The organism is Mycobacterium sp. SMC-17 (assembly GCF_045310915.1).
Taxonomy (GTDB): domain Bacteria; phylum Actinomycetota; class Actinomycetes; order Mycobacteriales; family Mycobacteriaceae; genus Mycobacterium.
Genome location: NZ_JBJIAK010000031.1, coordinates 1 through 14,624, shown reverse-complemented (window position 1 = coordinate 14,624; position 14,624 = coordinate 1). Strand labels below are relative to the sequence as shown.

15 protein-coding genes are annotated in these 14,624 nt (G+C 67.0%); 6 read left to right on the top strand and 9 right to left on the bottom strand.

What is annotated here, in order from left to right; translation table 11 throughout:
- Nucleotides 1–3 precede the first annotated feature (3 nt).
- The 4 genes from ACJH7A_RS19345 to ACJH7A_RS19330 all read left to right on the top strand — a co-directional run bounded on the left by ACJH7A_RS19345 (nucleotide 4) and on the right by ACJH7A_RS19330 (nucleotide 4,798).
- The gene (locus ACJH7A_RS19345) at nucleotides 4–279 is read left to right on the top strand and encodes a sarcosine oxidase subunit delta (RefSeq protein ID WP_212806877.1); all 276 of its coding nucleotides are present in this window, start codon (nucleotides 4–6) and stop codon (nucleotides 277–279) included.
- Entirely contained in the window at nucleotides 279–3,128 is a 2,850-nt protein-coding gene (locus tag ACJH7A_RS19340; protein WP_406802560.1) for a 2Fe-2S iron-sulfur cluster-binding protein, read from the top strand. Before ACJH7A_RS19345 ends, ACJH7A_RS19340 begins: the two co-directional genes overlap by 1 nt.
- On the top strand, nucleotides 3,121–3,708 hold the full coding sequence (locus ACJH7A_RS19335) for a sarcosine oxidase subunit gamma (protein ID WP_406802559.1): 588 nt from the start codon (nucleotides 3,121–3,123) through the stop codon (nucleotides 3,706–3,708). The genes ACJH7A_RS19340 and ACJH7A_RS19335 overlap by 8 nt, the downstream gene beginning before the upstream one ends.
- A 130-nt stretch (nucleotides 3,709–3,838) precedes the next feature.
- Nucleotides 3,839–4,798, top strand: a complete 960-nt coding sequence (locus ACJH7A_RS19330) for a type IV toxin-antitoxin system AbiEi family antitoxin domain-containing protein (RefSeq protein ID WP_406802558.1) — start codon at nucleotides 3,839–3,841, stop codon at nucleotides 4,796–4,798.
- A 75-nt stretch (nucleotides 4,799–4,873) separates the two neighbouring features.
- Here the strand turns inward: ACJH7A_RS19330 and ACJH7A_RS19325 are convergent, their stop codons facing one another.
- The 3 genes from ACJH7A_RS19325 to ACJH7A_RS19315 are packed head-to-tail and all read right to left on the bottom strand — an operon-like array spanning nucleotide 4,874 to nucleotide 8,672.
- Complete coding sequence (locus tag ACJH7A_RS19325; protein ID WP_073697537.1) at nucleotides 4,874–5,506, bottom strand: MBL fold metallo-hydrolase; 633 nt, start codon at nucleotides 5,504–5,506, stop codon at nucleotides 4,874–4,876.
- A complete protein-coding gene (locus ACJH7A_RS19320) occupies nucleotides 5,503–6,588 on the bottom strand; it encodes an S-(hydroxymethyl)mycothiol dehydrogenase (RefSeq protein WP_406802557.1) in 1,086 nt (361 codons plus the stop codon). Before ACJH7A_RS19320 ends, ACJH7A_RS19325 begins: the two co-directional genes overlap by 4 nt.
- A 35-nt stretch (nucleotides 6,589–6,623) precedes the next feature.
- Nucleotides 6,624–8,672 (bottom strand): FAD-dependent oxidoreductase, encoded by a 2,049-nt coding sequence (locus ACJH7A_RS19315; protein ID WP_406802556.1) that lies wholly within the window; start codon nucleotides 8,670–8,672, stop codon nucleotides 6,624–6,626.
- 164 nt (nucleotides 8,673–8,836) lie between these two features.
- Here ACJH7A_RS19315 and ACJH7A_RS19310 point away from each other — a divergent pair, with 164 nt between their 5' ends.
- Together ACJH7A_RS19310 and ACJH7A_RS19305 are read left to right on the top strand one after the other, a co-directional pair.
- Nucleotides 8,837–10,234 carry an L-serine ammonia-lyase gene (locus ACJH7A_RS19310; protein WP_406775538.1) on the top strand — a complete coding sequence of 466 codons (1,398 nt, stop codon included), beginning with the start codon at nucleotides 8,837–8,839 and terminating at the stop codon, nucleotides 10,232–10,234.
- 27 nt (nucleotides 10,235–10,261) lie between these two features.
- Complete coding sequence (locus tag ACJH7A_RS19305) at nucleotides 10,262–10,501, top strand: hypothetical protein (protein WP_406775539.1); 240 nt, start codon at nucleotides 10,262–10,264, stop codon at nucleotides 10,499–10,501.
- Nucleotides 10,502–10,504: 3 nt separating this feature from the next.
- Here the strand turns inward: ACJH7A_RS19305 and glmM are convergent, their stop codons facing one another.
- The 6 genes from glmM to ACJH7A_RS19275 form a co-directional block, all read right to left on the bottom strand.
- Nucleotides 10,505–11,842 carry a phosphoglucosamine mutase gene (gene glmM / locus ACJH7A_RS19300; protein WP_406775540.1) on the bottom strand — a complete coding sequence of 446 codons (1,338 nt, stop codon included), beginning with the start codon at nucleotides 11,840–11,842 and terminating at the stop codon, nucleotides 10,505–10,507.
- 89 nt (nucleotides 11,843–11,931) lie between these two features.
- A complete protein-coding gene (gene rpsI, locus ACJH7A_RS19295) occupies nucleotides 11,932–12,372 on the bottom strand; it encodes a 30S ribosomal protein S9 (RefSeq protein ID WP_406775556.1) in 441 nt (146 codons plus the stop codon).
- A 29-nt stretch (nucleotides 12,373–12,401) separates the two neighbouring features.
- Nucleotides 12,402–12,845, bottom strand: a complete 444-nt coding sequence (gene rplM, locus ACJH7A_RS19290; protein WP_064859820.1) for a 50S ribosomal protein L13 — start codon at nucleotides 12,843–12,845, stop codon at nucleotides 12,402–12,404.
- 485 nt (nucleotides 12,846–13,330) lie between these two features.
- Nucleotides 13,331–13,705, bottom strand: coding sequence for a hypothetical protein (locus ACJH7A_RS19285; protein WP_406775541.1), 375 nt, complete (start codon nucleotides 13,703–13,705; stop codon nucleotides 13,331–13,333).
- 97 nt (nucleotides 13,706–13,802) lie between these two features.
- On the bottom strand, nucleotides 13,803–14,168 hold the full coding sequence (locus tag ACJH7A_RS19280; protein WP_406775542.1) for a hypothetical protein: 366 nt from the start codon (nucleotides 14,166–14,168) through the stop codon (nucleotides 13,803–13,805).
- Nucleotides 14,165–14,624: hypothetical protein (locus ACJH7A_RS19275; RefSeq protein WP_406802554.1), on the bottom strand; the 460-nt coding region annotated here is incomplete at its 5' end. The genes ACJH7A_RS19275 and ACJH7A_RS19280, both read right to left, overlap by 4 nt.

Genomic DNA, 14,624 nt, shown 5'->3' with positions numbered 1-14,624 from the left:
GCAATGCAACTCATCGACTGCCCGTGGTGCGGGCCACGTGAGGAAACCGAATTTCATTACGGCGGTCAGGCGCACGTCGCCTACCCCGAGGACCCGCAGGCACTGACCGACGAACAGTGGGCGCACTACGTGTTCTTCCGCGCCAATCCCAAGGGGCTGTTCGCCGAACGCTGGACCCACAGCGCCGGCTGCCGCCGCTGGTTCAACGCCATCCGCGACACCGCAACCTACCGATTCGACCGTGTCTACCGACTCGACGAGCAGAGGCCGACAATCTGATGAGCACCGCACTGCGCACCGAAACCGGCGGCCGTATCGACCGGGATACGGTGCACACCTTCACTTTCAACGGCCAGGAATACACCGGCCACGCCGGTGACACCCTCGCGTCGGCGCTACTGGCGAACGGCGTGCATCACGTCACCTCGAGCATCAAGATGGGACGGCCCCGCGGCTTCACCTCGGCATGGGCCGAGGACACCGGCGGCCTGGTCCAGATCGAGTACCCCTTCCCCGAACCCATGCTGCTCGCCACCACGGTCGAGCTGTACGACGGGCTCGTCGCACGCGGCCTCCCGGGACAGGGCCGGCTCGCGGACGTCGCCGACCCCGCGCGCTACGACTCGACCCACGTGCACGCCGACGTCCTGGTCGCCGGGGCCGGCCCGGCCGGTCTCGCGGCCGCGCTGACGGCTGCCCGCGCCGGTGCCCGTGTCGTGCTGATCGACGAACAGAACGAGGCCGGTGGCGCCCTGTTGGGCAGCACCGACACCATCGCCGGCCGCCCGGCACTGCAGTGGGTTGCCGACGCGGTCGCCGAACTCGCGACCTACCCCGACGTGCTGCACCTGCAGCGCACCACGGCATTCGGCCACTACGACGACGGCTTCGTCCTTGCGCTGCAACGGCGTACCGATCACCTCGGCGCCGCTGCTCCGGCAGCGGTGAGCCGGCAGCGGGTCTGGCGGATCCGGGCCCGGCACGTCATCGTCGCCGCCGGCGCCCACGAGCGGCCGGTGGTGTTCACCGACAACGACCGGCCCGGCATCATGCTGGCCGCCGGCGCCCGCACCTTCCTGCACCGGTACGGCGTCAAGGTCGGCGAGCGGGCCGTCGTGTTCACCACCAACGACAGCGCCTACCAGGCCGCGCTGGACCTGCACGACGCCGGAGTGGCGATCACCGCGATCGTCGATGCGCGGGACGCGGTCGCCACAGATCTGCGCGCGGCGTGCGATTCCCGTGGCATCGAACTGCGCACCGGATCGGTCGTCAGTGGCAGCCGCGGTGAGAACCGGGTCAGCGCCGCCATCGTCACCGGTACGGACGGCACATCCGACGAACTGGCGTGTGACGTGCTGCTGGTCAGCGGCGGCTGGAATCCCGCAGTCCACCTGTTCAGTCAGGTGCGCGGGCCGCTGCGCTACGACGCCGCCCTCGGCGCGTTCGTTCCGGGTGCCGAACTCGATGAGGTGAGCGTCGCCGGCTCGGCCGCAGGCACGTTCAGCCTGCCCGGTTGCCTGCGCGACGGTCGCGCCGCCGCCACCCGCGCCCTCGCCGGCCTCGGGTTCACAGCAGCCTCCGAACCACTTGCCGGAGAATCGGATTCGATCCGGGCCGCGGGAGCACCCGCTGTACTGTGGCGCGTTCCCGACGCCGACGGCACAACGCAGTTCGTCGACGTCCAGCGCGACGCGACGGTGGCGGACCTGGTCCGCGCGGTCGGCGCGGGCATGCGCTCGATGGAACACATCAAGCGCTACACCACCATCGGCACCGCGCACGACCAGGGCAAGACCTCTGGCGTCGTCGCCTCGGGCATCACCGCCGAACTGCTCGGTGTCCCCGTCGCCGATCTCGGCGTCACCACCTTCCGGCCGCCGTACACGCCGGTCGCGTTCGCGGCGCTGGCCGGTCGCAACCGTGGCCGGATGTTCGATCCGGAACGTGTTACCGCGGTGCATGATTGGCACGTGGCCCGCGGCGCGGTGTTCGAGGACGTCGGCCAGTGGAAGCGTCCGCGTTACTACCCGCTGCCCGGCGAAGACATGGAGACCGCGGTGCTGCGCGAATGCGCCGCTGCCCGAACGGGAGTCGGCATCCTCGACGGCTCGACGCTGGGCAAGATCGACGTCCAGGGTCCCGATGCCGGCGCCTTCCTCGACCTGCTCTACACGAACCTGATGAGCACGCTCAAGGTCGGCATGCTGCGGTACGGCGTGATGTGCGGCGTCGACGGCATGGTGATCGACGACGGCACCGTGATGCGCCTGGCCGACGACCGCTTCCAGGTCTTCACGACCACGGGCGGCGCCGCCCGCATCCTGGACTGGATGGAGGAATGGCTGCAGACCGAGTGGCCGCACCTGCGGGTGCGCCTCACCTCCGTCACCGAGCAGTGGCACACCTTCCCGGTGGTCGGCCCGCGCTCGCGGGACGTCATCGGCGCGGTGTTCCCGGGCGTCGACGTCAGCAACGAGGCGTTCCCGTTCATGGCCTGGCGCGACACCCAGCTCGACGGCGTGCACGTCCGGATCGGCCGGGTCAGCTTCTCCGGCGAGCTGGCGTACGAGGTCAACGTCATGGGCTGGTACGCAACGGCGGTGTGGGAGAGGCTGATCGAGGCCGGCGCACCCTTCGGCATCACGCCGTACGGCACCGAGACCATGCACGTGCTGCGCGCCGAGAAGGGCTACCCGATCATCGGGCAGGACACCGACGGCACCGTCACGCCGCAGGACCTCGGGATGAACTGGGTGGTCTCGAAGAAGAAGCCCGACTTCGTCGGCAAGCGCTCGTTCACGCGCGCCGAGAACCTCAATCCGCTGCGCAAGCAGTTCGTCGGACTGCTGCCGGTCGATGCGCGGACGGTGCTGCCCGAAGGCGCCCAGATCATCGAGACCCCGGCCGACGGCACGTTGCCGCCGCCACCGGTTCCCATGCTCGGCCATGTCACGTCGAGCTACCGCAGTGCCGAGCTCGGGCGCCCGTTCGCCCTGGCGCTGGTCAAGGGCGGCCACGCCCGCATCGGAGACACCCTCACCGTCCCCGTGGACGGTGCCCTGGTGACCGTCGAGGTCACCGGTTCCGTCCTCGTCGATCCCGAAGGAGCACGCCGCGATGGCTGAAACCCTCACTCGCCGTAGCCCGTTGCAGAGCTGGGCCGCCCAGTTCGCGGCGACCGCACCGGCAGCACTCCTCACCGAGGAGCCGTTCACCACGATGGTCGATCTGTGGGTCGACCCGGAAGGAGCCGGCGGCGCCGAAGCTGCCCGGCTCCTCGGCCTGACCGCGTTGCCGACCACACCGGGCACGTGCGTCACCGGTCCCGATTCGTCGGTGATCTGGTTCGGCCCGCAGGAGTGGCTGGTGACGTCGACGCAGCGTGGCGGCGAGGCACTCGAGGCCGAGCTGCACGACGCGGTCGCCGCGGCCGGCGGTGCTGCCGTCGATGTGTCCGCGCAGCGCACCATCGTGCGGCTGCGTGGGGCGCACGCCCGCGATGTGCTGGCCAAGGGCTGCGCACTGGACCTGCACCCGCGGGTGTTCGGTCCCGGTGCCGCGGCGCAGACGATGCTCGCATTGGCCGCCGTCGTGCTGATCCCGTTGGACGACAAGGGAACCGACTACCGGATCATCGTCCGCTCGTCGTTCGCCGGCTATCTGGCCGACTGGTTGCTCGATGCGGTGGAGGAATTCACTGCCTGACCAAGCGCCCGACTCGCTTAGCCCGCGGGTTGCAGTCACCTGCTGACTGCAACCCGCGGGCTAAGCAGTTATCCACAGGCTGCCGACCCACGGTCTAGCGGATGGCGGTGCGCACCGCCAAGATCGACGGGTGGACAACGGGGGCCGGCTGGCTGATGCCGAGATCGCTGATGTGCTCGCCTGCCAGGACGGTGTCATTTCACGACGACAAGTACGCGAAGCCGGCCGACCCGACTCCTACATTCGGCGCAAGCTCAGACGCAACGAATGGGCGCGCATCCATGACGGCGTCTACGTCAACCACACGGGCTTGCCCACTTGGCAGCAACGCGCCTGGGCTGCAGTCCTTTACACGGCACCTGCGGCGCTGTGCCTGGAGTCGGCGATACGGCGCGAAGGCCCGGTGATCCACATCGCAGTGGACCAGGATCGCAGCACCCTTGCTGAGCCAGACGGCGTGCGCATCCACCGTCTGGCCCATATGGACCAGCGGGTGCTGTGGCATACCGGCCCACCGCGTGTCCGCTACGAGGAAGCCGCGCTCGATGTCGCATGTCGGACATCGGAATTCGACGCGATAGCGGTGCTCGCCGATGCCTGCCAGTCGCGACGCACCACTGCACAGCGTCTCCTGGCAGCACTCGATGGCCGGCAACGAATTCCGCGCCGAAGATGGTTGCGTGCGGTCCTGGTCGACATCGCTGACGGGACGTGTTCCGTGCTCGAACACCGTTATCTGAATCGCGTCGAGCGCGCACACGGGCTGCCTCGCCCCAGTCGGCAAACCAAGTCGTCCTCGTCGTCGGGAGTCCGCTACCGCGACATCGAGTACGGGCAGCGCTTGATCGTCGAGCTCGACGGCCGGCTGTTTCACGACTCAGTAGCCGCCCGGAACAACGATTTCGAGCGCGATCTCGACGCCGCAGTCGATGGCCGGTCGACGGTGCGACTCAGCTACCAGCAGGTGTTCGACCGGCCGTGTCAGACCGCAGCGAAGATCGCCCAGATTCTGCGCCGGCGCGGGATCGCAGTGGTCGGCCATCCCTGTGGGCCTGCATGTCCGTACGCCGCTGCCGGTCTCGCCGCGTGAACGGGTTCGACCACCTAGCCCGCTGATCCCAGTCACCTGGTGACTGAGACCCGCGGGTTAGTGACCTTTGGCCATTCAGTGCCCGCGGGCGATCCACTCCGCCAGATGCGGCGCCTCGGCACCGACAGTGGTGTGGTCGCCGTGGCCGGTGTGCACCCGGGTCTCCTCCGGCAGCGTCAGGATCGAATCCCGGATGGAGTCGATGATCGTCGGGAAATCGCTGTAGGACCGCCCCGTTGCGCCGGGCCCGCCGTTGAACAGGGTGTCGCCGGAGAACAGCGCACCGGCCTCGGGCAGGTACAGGCACACCGACCCCGGCGAGTGCCCGGGCGTGTGGATGACCTCGATCTCGGTACCCGCGACACCGATCCGCTGACCGGCGTCGAGGTTCCAGTACTTCTCGTCGGGATGGCTTGTCTGCCAGAGCATGTCGTCGCCGGGATGCAGCAGGATCGGGGCGTGCAACTCGTACGCCAACTCCGGGGCGACGGTCACGTGGTCGTTGTGCCCGTGGGTGACGACGACCGCCACCACGTTACGGCCGGCGACGGCGTCGACGATCTGGGGCGCCGTGTGGGCGGCGTCGACGATGACCACCTCGGAGTCATCGCCGATCACCCAGACGTTGTTGTCGACGTCCCACGTCCCGCCGTCGAGGCTGAAGGTCCCCGAGGTGACGACGCGGTCGATGCGGAGCTCGCCGCTCACAGCACGACCACCGAACGCAGCACATTGCCGGCGTGCATGGTGTGGAACGCGTCCTCGACCTCGTCGAGCTTGATCCGCTCGGAGACGAAGCGCTCCAACGGGATTCGGCCCTGCTGGTAGAGATCGACCAGCATCGGGAAGTCGCGCTCGGGCAGGCAGTCGCCGTACCAGGAGGACTTCAGCGCTCCACCGCGGGAGAAGAAGTCGACCAGTGGCATCTCCAGCGTCATCTCCGGCGTGGGGACGCCGACGAGGACGACGGTGCCCGCGAGGTCACGCGCGTAGAACGCCTGCTTCCAGGTTTCCGGGCGACCGACAGCGTCGATCACGACGTCGGCACCGAACCCGCCGGTGAGCTCCTGCACCGCCTCGACGGTGTCGGCTTCGGCGGCGTTGACGGTGTGGGTAGCGCCGAGTTCCTTGGCCCACTCCAGCTTTCGCGGGTCCCGGTCGACGGCGATGATCCTGCCCGCGCCTGCCAGCCGGGAACCCATGATGGCGGCGTCGCCGACGCCACCACAGCCGATCACGGCCACCGAGTCGCCGCGGGAGACGTTGCCGGTGTTGACGGCCGCGCCGAGCCCGGCCATCACGCCGCAACCCAGCAGGCCGACCACCGCCGGGTCCGCGGTGGCGTCGACCTTGGTGCACTGTCCCGCGTGGACCAGCGTCTTGTCGGCGAACGCCCCGATGCCCAGCGCCGGGGTGAGCTCGGTGCCGTCCTCCAGCGTCATCTTCTGGGAGGCGTTGAACGTATCGAAGCAGTACTGCGGACGGCCGCGCTTGCACGCGCGGCACTGGCCGCACACCGCACGCCAGTTCAGGATCACGAAGTCGCCGACCGCCACCGATTCGACGCCGGGGCCGACCTCTTCGACGATGCCGGCGGCCTCATGGCCGAGCAGGAACGGGTACTCGTCGTTGATGCCGCCCTCGCGGTAGGCGAGGTCGGTGTGGCAGACGCCGCACGCCTGAATGTTCACCACCACCTCGCCGGGGCCCGGATCGGGAATCACGATGGTGGCGACCTCGACCGGGGCGCCCTTGGCGCGGGCGATGACACCTCGAACTTGTTGCGGCATGGAGATACTCCTTGTTGGTCAGGGGGTGGTGGTTATCAGAGGACGAGGCAGAGCCGGAACGCGTCGTAGATCGCGGCGTGGATGTTGCGACTCGCCACGGCGTCACCGATGCGGAAGAGTTGGTAGCCGCCTTCTGCGTTGCGCATGACGGTCTGCGGTTGCAGGTTGAGCAGCGCCTGCTGGTCGACCTCGCCGAGGTTGGTCGAGCCGGGGACCAGGCCGAAGTACAGCTCGTCGGACGGCAGGGTGCCGTGTTCGACGACGACGTGGTCGACCATGCGCTGCCGGGTGGCGTGCGCATACTCGTTGTACAGGTCCACTTCGAGGCGGCCGTCCTTGCGGCGCACCCCGGTCAGTCGTTCGTTGAGCGTGACGCGCACGTCGTGCTCGGCGAACACCTTGAAGTAGCCGGGGTAGTTCACGCCGCCGACGTCGGGCGCCAATGTCCGCTCCGGGGTGACGAATTCGAGGTCGACGCCGCTGCGGGCCAACACCTCGGCGGCATCGAGTCCGGGGTGACTGCCGTTGTCGTCGTAGAGCATGACCTCGCCGCGCGGATGTACCGCACCGCACAACACATCCCAGCCATCGGTGACCAGATTGGTTCCCTCGGTGAGGAATTCGGTGTTGGGAACCCCGCCGGTGGCAACCACGACGATGTCGGGATTCTCCGCGAGCACCTCGTCGGTGTCGACGTAGCGGTTGGTGCGGATGTCGACGCCGAGCAGCTTGCACTCATCCAGCCGCCACTCGATGATGCTGATCAGATCGCGCCGGCGCGGTGACGACGAGGCGATCCGCACCTGCCCACCGGGCAGGTCGGAGGCCTCGAAGACCACGACGCGGTGACCGCGCTCGCCGAGCACCCGCGCGGCTTCCAGTCCGGCCGGCCCGGCTCCGATGACCACCGCGGTCCGCGCGGGCCCGGTCGCCTTGTCGATACGGTGCGGCAGCCGGTCTTCGCGGCCGGTGGACGGGTTGTGCACGCACTTGGCGTCGCGGTTCTGGTAGATCTCGTCGAGGCAGTAGGTCGCGCCGACGCAGGGACGAATCCGATCCTCTTCGCCCGCTTGGATTTTCGCGACGATGTGCGGGTCGGCGATGTGCGCACGTGTCATACCGACGAGGTCGAGCAGGCCGTCACGGATCGCGTGCCGGGCGGTGGCCACATCATTGATCCGGCTGGCATGCATGACGGGGATGCCGAGTTCTTTCTTGACCTGGCCGGCGAACGACAGGTGCGGGGCGACCGGCGTCCCCATCGGCGGGATGACGCGCGAGAGCGCCTCGTCGCTGGCCATGTAGCCCTTGATCACGCTGATGAAGTCGATGCCCTCGGGCACCAGGCGTTTGGCGATCTCGATGCCGTCCTCGTACTGCAGGCCGCCCGGCAGGTCCTCGTCGAGTGACATCCGGATGCCGACCGCGAAGTCAGGCCCGGCGGCCTCGCGCACCGCGCGAATCACCCTCAGTGGGAAGCGAAGTCGATCCTCCATGCTTCCCATGCCGTATTCGTCGTCGCGGTGGTTGGTCAACGGCGACCAGAACGCGTCGAGCAGATGGGTGTAGGCCTCGAGTTCGACGCCGTCCAGGCCGGCCGCGCGGCACCGCGCGGTGGCGTCGGCGTAGGCCTTGACGATGCGGTCCATGTCCCATTCCTCGGCAACCTTGGGGAAGGACCGGTGGGCGGGTTCGCGGATGGCGGACGGGTACACCACGGGCAGCCAGTCGCCGTCGTAATTGCTGGTGCGCCGGCCCAGGTGGGTGATCTGGCACATGACGGCGGCGCCGTTCTCGTGGACGCCGTAGGCCAGCTCGCTCAGCCAGGGCACGATCTCGTCCTTGTAGACGTGCAGATTGCCGAACGCAGAGGGGCTGTCGGGCGCGACCACCGCCGAGCCACCCATCATGGTCAGCGAGATGCCGCCCTTGGCCTTCTCCTCGTGATAGAGGCGGTAGCGGCGCTTGGGCATGCCGTCTTCGGTGTAGGACGGCTCGTGCGATGTGCTCACCACGCGATTGCGCAGGGTCAGGTTCTTCAGCCGGAAGGGTTGAAGGAGCGGATCGATGAGCTGATGCGCCATGGGCGAGTCCATTTCTTTCCGATGGTTCGGACGTGGTTCACACGGTGTCCGCGACCCCACAAGTACCGCTTGACCAGGTACAAATGCTGATCTACCGTATGTGACGTAACTAATATATCACTCGTCTATCAGCCCGTCTATGGACATCGAAAGGGGAAGTTCCGATGACCATCAGCGTGTTCGACCTGTTCTCCGTCGGCATCGGTCCGTCGAGTTCGCACACCGTCGGACCGATGCGGGCCGCGGCCCGATTCGTCGATGATCTGCACACAATCGGCGCCTTCGGCGGCACCGCCGGCGTGGCAGGCGTCCGCGTCGATCTCTACGGCTCGCTGGCGGCGACCGGAGCCGGCCACGGCACCATGACGGCCATCCTGCTCGGCCTCGAGGGCAACCACCCCGAGGAGATCCGCACCGATGTGATGGAACGGCGCGTCGAAGAGATGCGGGCCAGCGGCCACATCATGCTCGGCGGGCTGCGGGCGATCGCGCTCACCGAGGCCGACATGGTCCTGCGCCCGTTGACCGTGCTGCCCTTCCACCCCAACGGCATGACGCTGACCGCAGTCGACGCACACGGCGCCGAGTTGCACCTGCAGACCTACTTCTCCATCGGTGGCGGGTTCGTCGTCACCGAGGCCGAGAGCCTCGAACCCGACGCCCGGACCACCACGGCCCAGGCGCTGTCATTCGACTCCGCCAAGGAACTGCTCGAGCTCTGCCACCAACGTGATTGCCGCATCAGCGATCTGATGCTCGCCGTCGAATGCCAGACCCGCACCGCCGACGAGGTCCGGGCCCGGCTGCTGCACATCCGCGACGTGATGGTCGAGTGCGAAGTGCGCGGCATCGCGCGCGACGGTTACCTGCCCGGGCCCATGCGGGTGCGCCGCCGCGCCAGGGACTGGTTCGAGCGGCTCAATGCCGAGGACTGGAACAAACAGCCCGAATTCGCCGAGGACTGGGTCAATCTCGTCGCGCTGGCGGTCAACGAGGAGAACGCATCCGGCGGCCGGGTCGTCACCGCCCCCACCAACGGCGCCGCCGGTATCGTGCCCGCGGTGATGCACTACGCCGTGCACTACACCCGGGCCGGCCGCCGGGATCCAGATGGCACCGCGGTGCGTTTCCTGCTGACCGCGGGAGCCATCGGTTCGCTCTACAAAGAGCGCGCGTCCATCTCCGGCGCCGAGGTCGGCTGCCAGGGCGAGGTCGGTTCGGCGGCGTCGATGGCGGCAGGCGCCCTCGCCGAAATCCTCGGCGGCACACCGAAACAGGTCGAGAACGCCGCCGAGATCGCGATGGAACACAGCCTCGGCCTCACCTGCGACCCCATCCAGGGGCTCGTCCAGGTGCCGTGCATCGAGCGCAACGCGATCTCGGCCGGCAAGGCCATCAACGCGGCCCGCATGGCACTGCGCGGCGACGGCGCCCACTACGTCTCGCTGGACCAGGTCATCGAGACCATGCGGACAACGGGCGCCGACATGCTGTCGAAGTACAAGGAAACCTCTACCGGCGGCCTCGCGGTCAACGTGCCGGTGAACTATGTCGAATGCTGAATCATGTTGCTGGAGAGGGAGACAACGATGCACCTTGATTGGTACGACCGCGGCATCCTCACCTTCGTGTTGGGCTGCGCGCCGGGTGCGGAACCACCCAACGACGCGTCCCTGGCCCGGTTCGGCATCACCACACCGCGCGTGATGCGCCGGTTCGACGCCGTCCTCGACGCCGTCCGGTCACACCAGTTCCCGCTCGATGACGCCGATCTGACGCTCGTCCACCAGGCCGTCGACTATCGCGACCACATGCCGCGCACCGGATAGGCGCTAGGGCTGTTCGCTGACCGACTCGGCGACGCGGAACGCCACCATCCGCGCCGTGTCCTCGTCGGCGGCTTCCACCATGACCCGGACCACCTGTTCGGTTCCGGAGGGACGCAACAGGATTCGGCCGGTGTCACCGAGTTCGGCCTCGGCTTCCGCGACCGCGGTCTGCACCGCCGGCGCCTGGGCCACCGTGGCCTTGTCGGCCACCTCGACGTTGATCAGCACCTGCGGCAACGTCTTCATGGGCGCACACAGCTGCGCCAGGTTCGACCCGGTCTGCGCCATGCGCGACATGAGCCGCAGTCCGGTGACGATGCCGTCGCCCGTGGTGCCCAGCTCGGGCATCACGATGTGGCCGGACTGCTCGCCGCCGAGCGAGAACCGTCCCGCGCGCAGCTCTTCGAGCACGTACCGGTCCCCCACGCCCGTCGTGCGCACCTCGATGCCGGCCTCGCGCATCGCCAGGTGCAGGCCGAGGTTGCTCATCACGGTCGCCACCAAGGTGTTCGAGACCAGCTCGCCGGCGTCGCGCATGGCCAGCGCCAGCACCACCATGATCGCGTCACCGTCGACGAGGGCGCCCGACGCGTCGACGGCCAGACAGCGGTCGGCGTCGCCGTCGTGGGCCAGGCCCAGGTCGGCGCCGTGGTCGATGACGGCCTGCTGCAGCTGCGCCATGTGGGTGGAGCCGCAGCCGTCGTTGATGTTGAGGCCCGTCGGCTCGGCGTTGATCGCTATAACTGTGGCTCCGGCCGCTCGATATGCCTGCGGGGCGGCCGCCGAGGCGGCGCCGTTCGCGCAGTCGACGACGACCGTCAGTCCGGCCAGCGGCGCGACCGCGGCCTTGGCGGCGTGGGTGAGGTAGCGGTCCAGTGCGTCGGAGGCGTCGAGCACGCGGCCGATGCCGGCGCCCGTCGGCCGGGTACCCGGACCGGCGGCCACCAGTTCGGCGATGCGGTCCTCGGTGTCGTCATCGAGCTTGTGCCCGCCGGTACCGAAAATCTTGATGCCGTTGTCCGGCATGGGGTTGTGCGAGGCGGAGATCATCACGCCGAGCTGCGCGTCATACGAGGCGGTCAGATAGGCCACCGCGGGGGTCGGCAGCACGCCGACCCGCAGCACGTCGACGCCCTCGCTCGTGATGCCGGCGATGACCGCGGCCTCCAGCATCTCGCCACTGGCCCGGGGATCTCGTCCGACGACTGCGACGCAACGGCCGGCGCCGGAGGTCGAGCAGAGCCGGCGGGCGGCAGCTGAACCCAGCGCCAACGCCAACTCCGCGGTCAGATCACGGTTTGCGACGCCACGGACGCCATCGGTGCCGAACAGCCGACTCATGAACCTTCTTTCGTCCTTCAGATGACCCCATGAAACGCCGAAGGCGGGCGTGTCCAGACTGCGACACGCCCGCCCACGAGCAGAAACGATCAGCGCTTGCTGTACTGAGGCGCCTTGCGGGCCTTCTTGAGGCCGTACTTCTTGCGCTCGATGGCACGCGGGTCACGGGTCAGGAACCCGGCCTTCTTGAGTGCCGGACGATCCTCGGGCTGAACCAGGATCAGCGCACGGGCGATGGCCAGACGCAGCGCGCCGGCCTGGCCCGAGGGGCCGCCACCGTCGAGGTGGGCGTAGATGTCCACCGTGTCGACGCGGTCGACGGTCACCAGCGGGGCCTTGATCAGCTGCTGGTGCACCTTGTTCGGGAAGTAGTCCTCCAGGCTGCGGCCGTCCAGGTTGAACTTGCCGGTGCCGGGCACCAGGCGAACGCGGACGACGGCCTCCTTGCGGCGGCCAACGGTCTGGATCGGACGGTCGATGTAGACGGGCTCGCGGGGGGCCGACTCTTCGGCCGCGTCGAACTCGGTCACCTCGGCCACTTCAGTCACATCAACTTCAGTCACTGGGCCACCTGCTTGATCTCGAACGGAATCGGCTGCTGCGCGGCGTGCGGATGATCAGGACCCGCGTACACCTTCAGCTTCTTCTGCACCTGGCGCGACAGCTTGTTGTGCGGGAGCATGCCGACGATCGCGTTCTCAACGGTGCGGGTCGGGTGCTTCACCAGCTGTTCGCCGATGGAGCGCTTGCTCAGACCGCCCGGGAAACCCGAGTGACGGTAAGCAAACTTGTCGGTGAGCTTCTTGCCCGACAGGGCAATCTTCTCGGCGTTGATGATGATGACGAAGTCACCCTCATCGGAGTTGGGCGTGAACGTCGGCTTGTGCTTGCCGCGGAGCAGCTTGGCTGCTTCCACGGCGAGCCGGCCGAGCACCACGTCTTGGGCGTCGATGACGTACCACTTACGCGTGGTGTCACCCGCCTTCGGCGTGAATGTAGGCACAGCTATACCTCTTCTTCTCGGGTTGAGTCCCGGTGCTATCCGGGTGCCGGTCAAGTACGCGACCTGCGATTTCCCGGCGACCGACGGTGACCCGGGAAGCATTGGCCTGACGGCCTGCAGCGCACCAACGTGGGAGCTTACCCGGGTGCGTCACCGCAGGTCAAAACGCGCAGCGGGTCAGGATCGCCACCACTCGACGTCGACGGTTTCCCCAAAGCCTCGCCCGTGTGATCTGAAACCGCGCACCACGAGCGGCGACTACGCTAATGCGAGCCAAGAGCCGTCCGCGGTCCGTTCCAGGCCTAAGACCTTCTCGGTGTATTCCACATTCGGCCAGCTAGTGGCGAGCGTGGCAGGTCGGTCGAGTGCAGAGAGGGTCGGGCATACGCCCGGGATCATTGACTCATGTTCGGGTCTAACGCAATTGGACGCCGAGGCGTAGTTGCGGATGCCCCGCCACCGCCACATTGGCGGTCTCGGCCTTTTTACTCAGTCGCAGCCGCTGGAGGATGACGCTCCGTGTGCAGCACAGTGAAGGGCCAAATGATCTCGCCGGCGCCACTCACCACGACTCCGATTGGGTCATTCATACCTCTGAGGATCCTGTCGAGCAGCTCGGCATTGATCTCAACGGGCTCGTCATAAGCGTCATAGGAGAACTGGAGAGGAGTATCCGGCGGGCACCACAGCGAACTCGTTGGCAGCGGCTCCCCCGCGTTACCTGTTCCACCGAAAAATGTAATGAAGAAGCCCTGCCCTTGACGAAACTTCTGGAACGCTGCGGTTTGCAGATGGGCCATGAGGTAGTTGCCGTTGACGAGGTTCAGCACTTCGTGCCCACCCTGCCTGAGCTTCGCCATTCAGCAACTCCCGTCCCAATGAGTGTCCATCACGCATCGTCTACCTGGTCCAGCCTGGTGAGGAGTTAGGTTTGTTCTCTCCAGGGCCCAGCAGCTACTAGAACCCGGACGCAAAGAGCATTTCGGATCGATAGCTAACCGTCACGGTGCGTGACTCGTCGAGCACAGGCGATCGATTCGGCTCCACGTCGTGGAAGCCCTTCCAATCAACACAAAGTGTGATCAGGTGCCGTGCACGGTCAACATCGGCGACGACGGCAGTACTGACGAAATCAGCTGAGGGATCGTCATCAGGTTGGATCACAGTGACGACGTCGCCAACGGAAGGGATAGCAGAAGCGTCGCGGAAACGGGCGACGTACATCTCTGGGTTCCAATTATCCCCGTGGTAGGCGTTCGGGTTCACCTCAACCCGGATGTTGAGCGTGCTTTCGCCTGCCTTGATCGTTACTGGCGAGCTCATGACCGCATCCTAATCTTCTCGTCACCGAACAGCACCGCCAAATCCGTCACTCTCTCAAGATCGATCGCGTCCTTCCCAAGAGGAATGTCGTAGTGATCGTCAGGCGGCTCATTCAGTATCAACTGGAAACCGGCATCAGTAAGTTCCGACTCCGTTACAAGGCAGTACCACTTGAATCGCCGATATTCAGCGGCGTGCGCGGTTAGTCGATCTACAAGGTCGGCGATGGTTTCACCTTGGGTGTACGTCAGGGCAAAGACTGAGATGCTGTAGTACTCGGGCTGTATTCCGTCGTGCAGGGATGTCTCGATCACGAACCCATCAGAAGCGTCTTTGAGCAGGCGCTCTTCATCCCAACTCCACAGCCTGATAACGAGCTGAGGAATTGTCAATACCTGTGGATCGGCTTGTTTCAGGCGACCTCCGTTCCAGTTGATTCGGTCGGTGCCGAGTCCG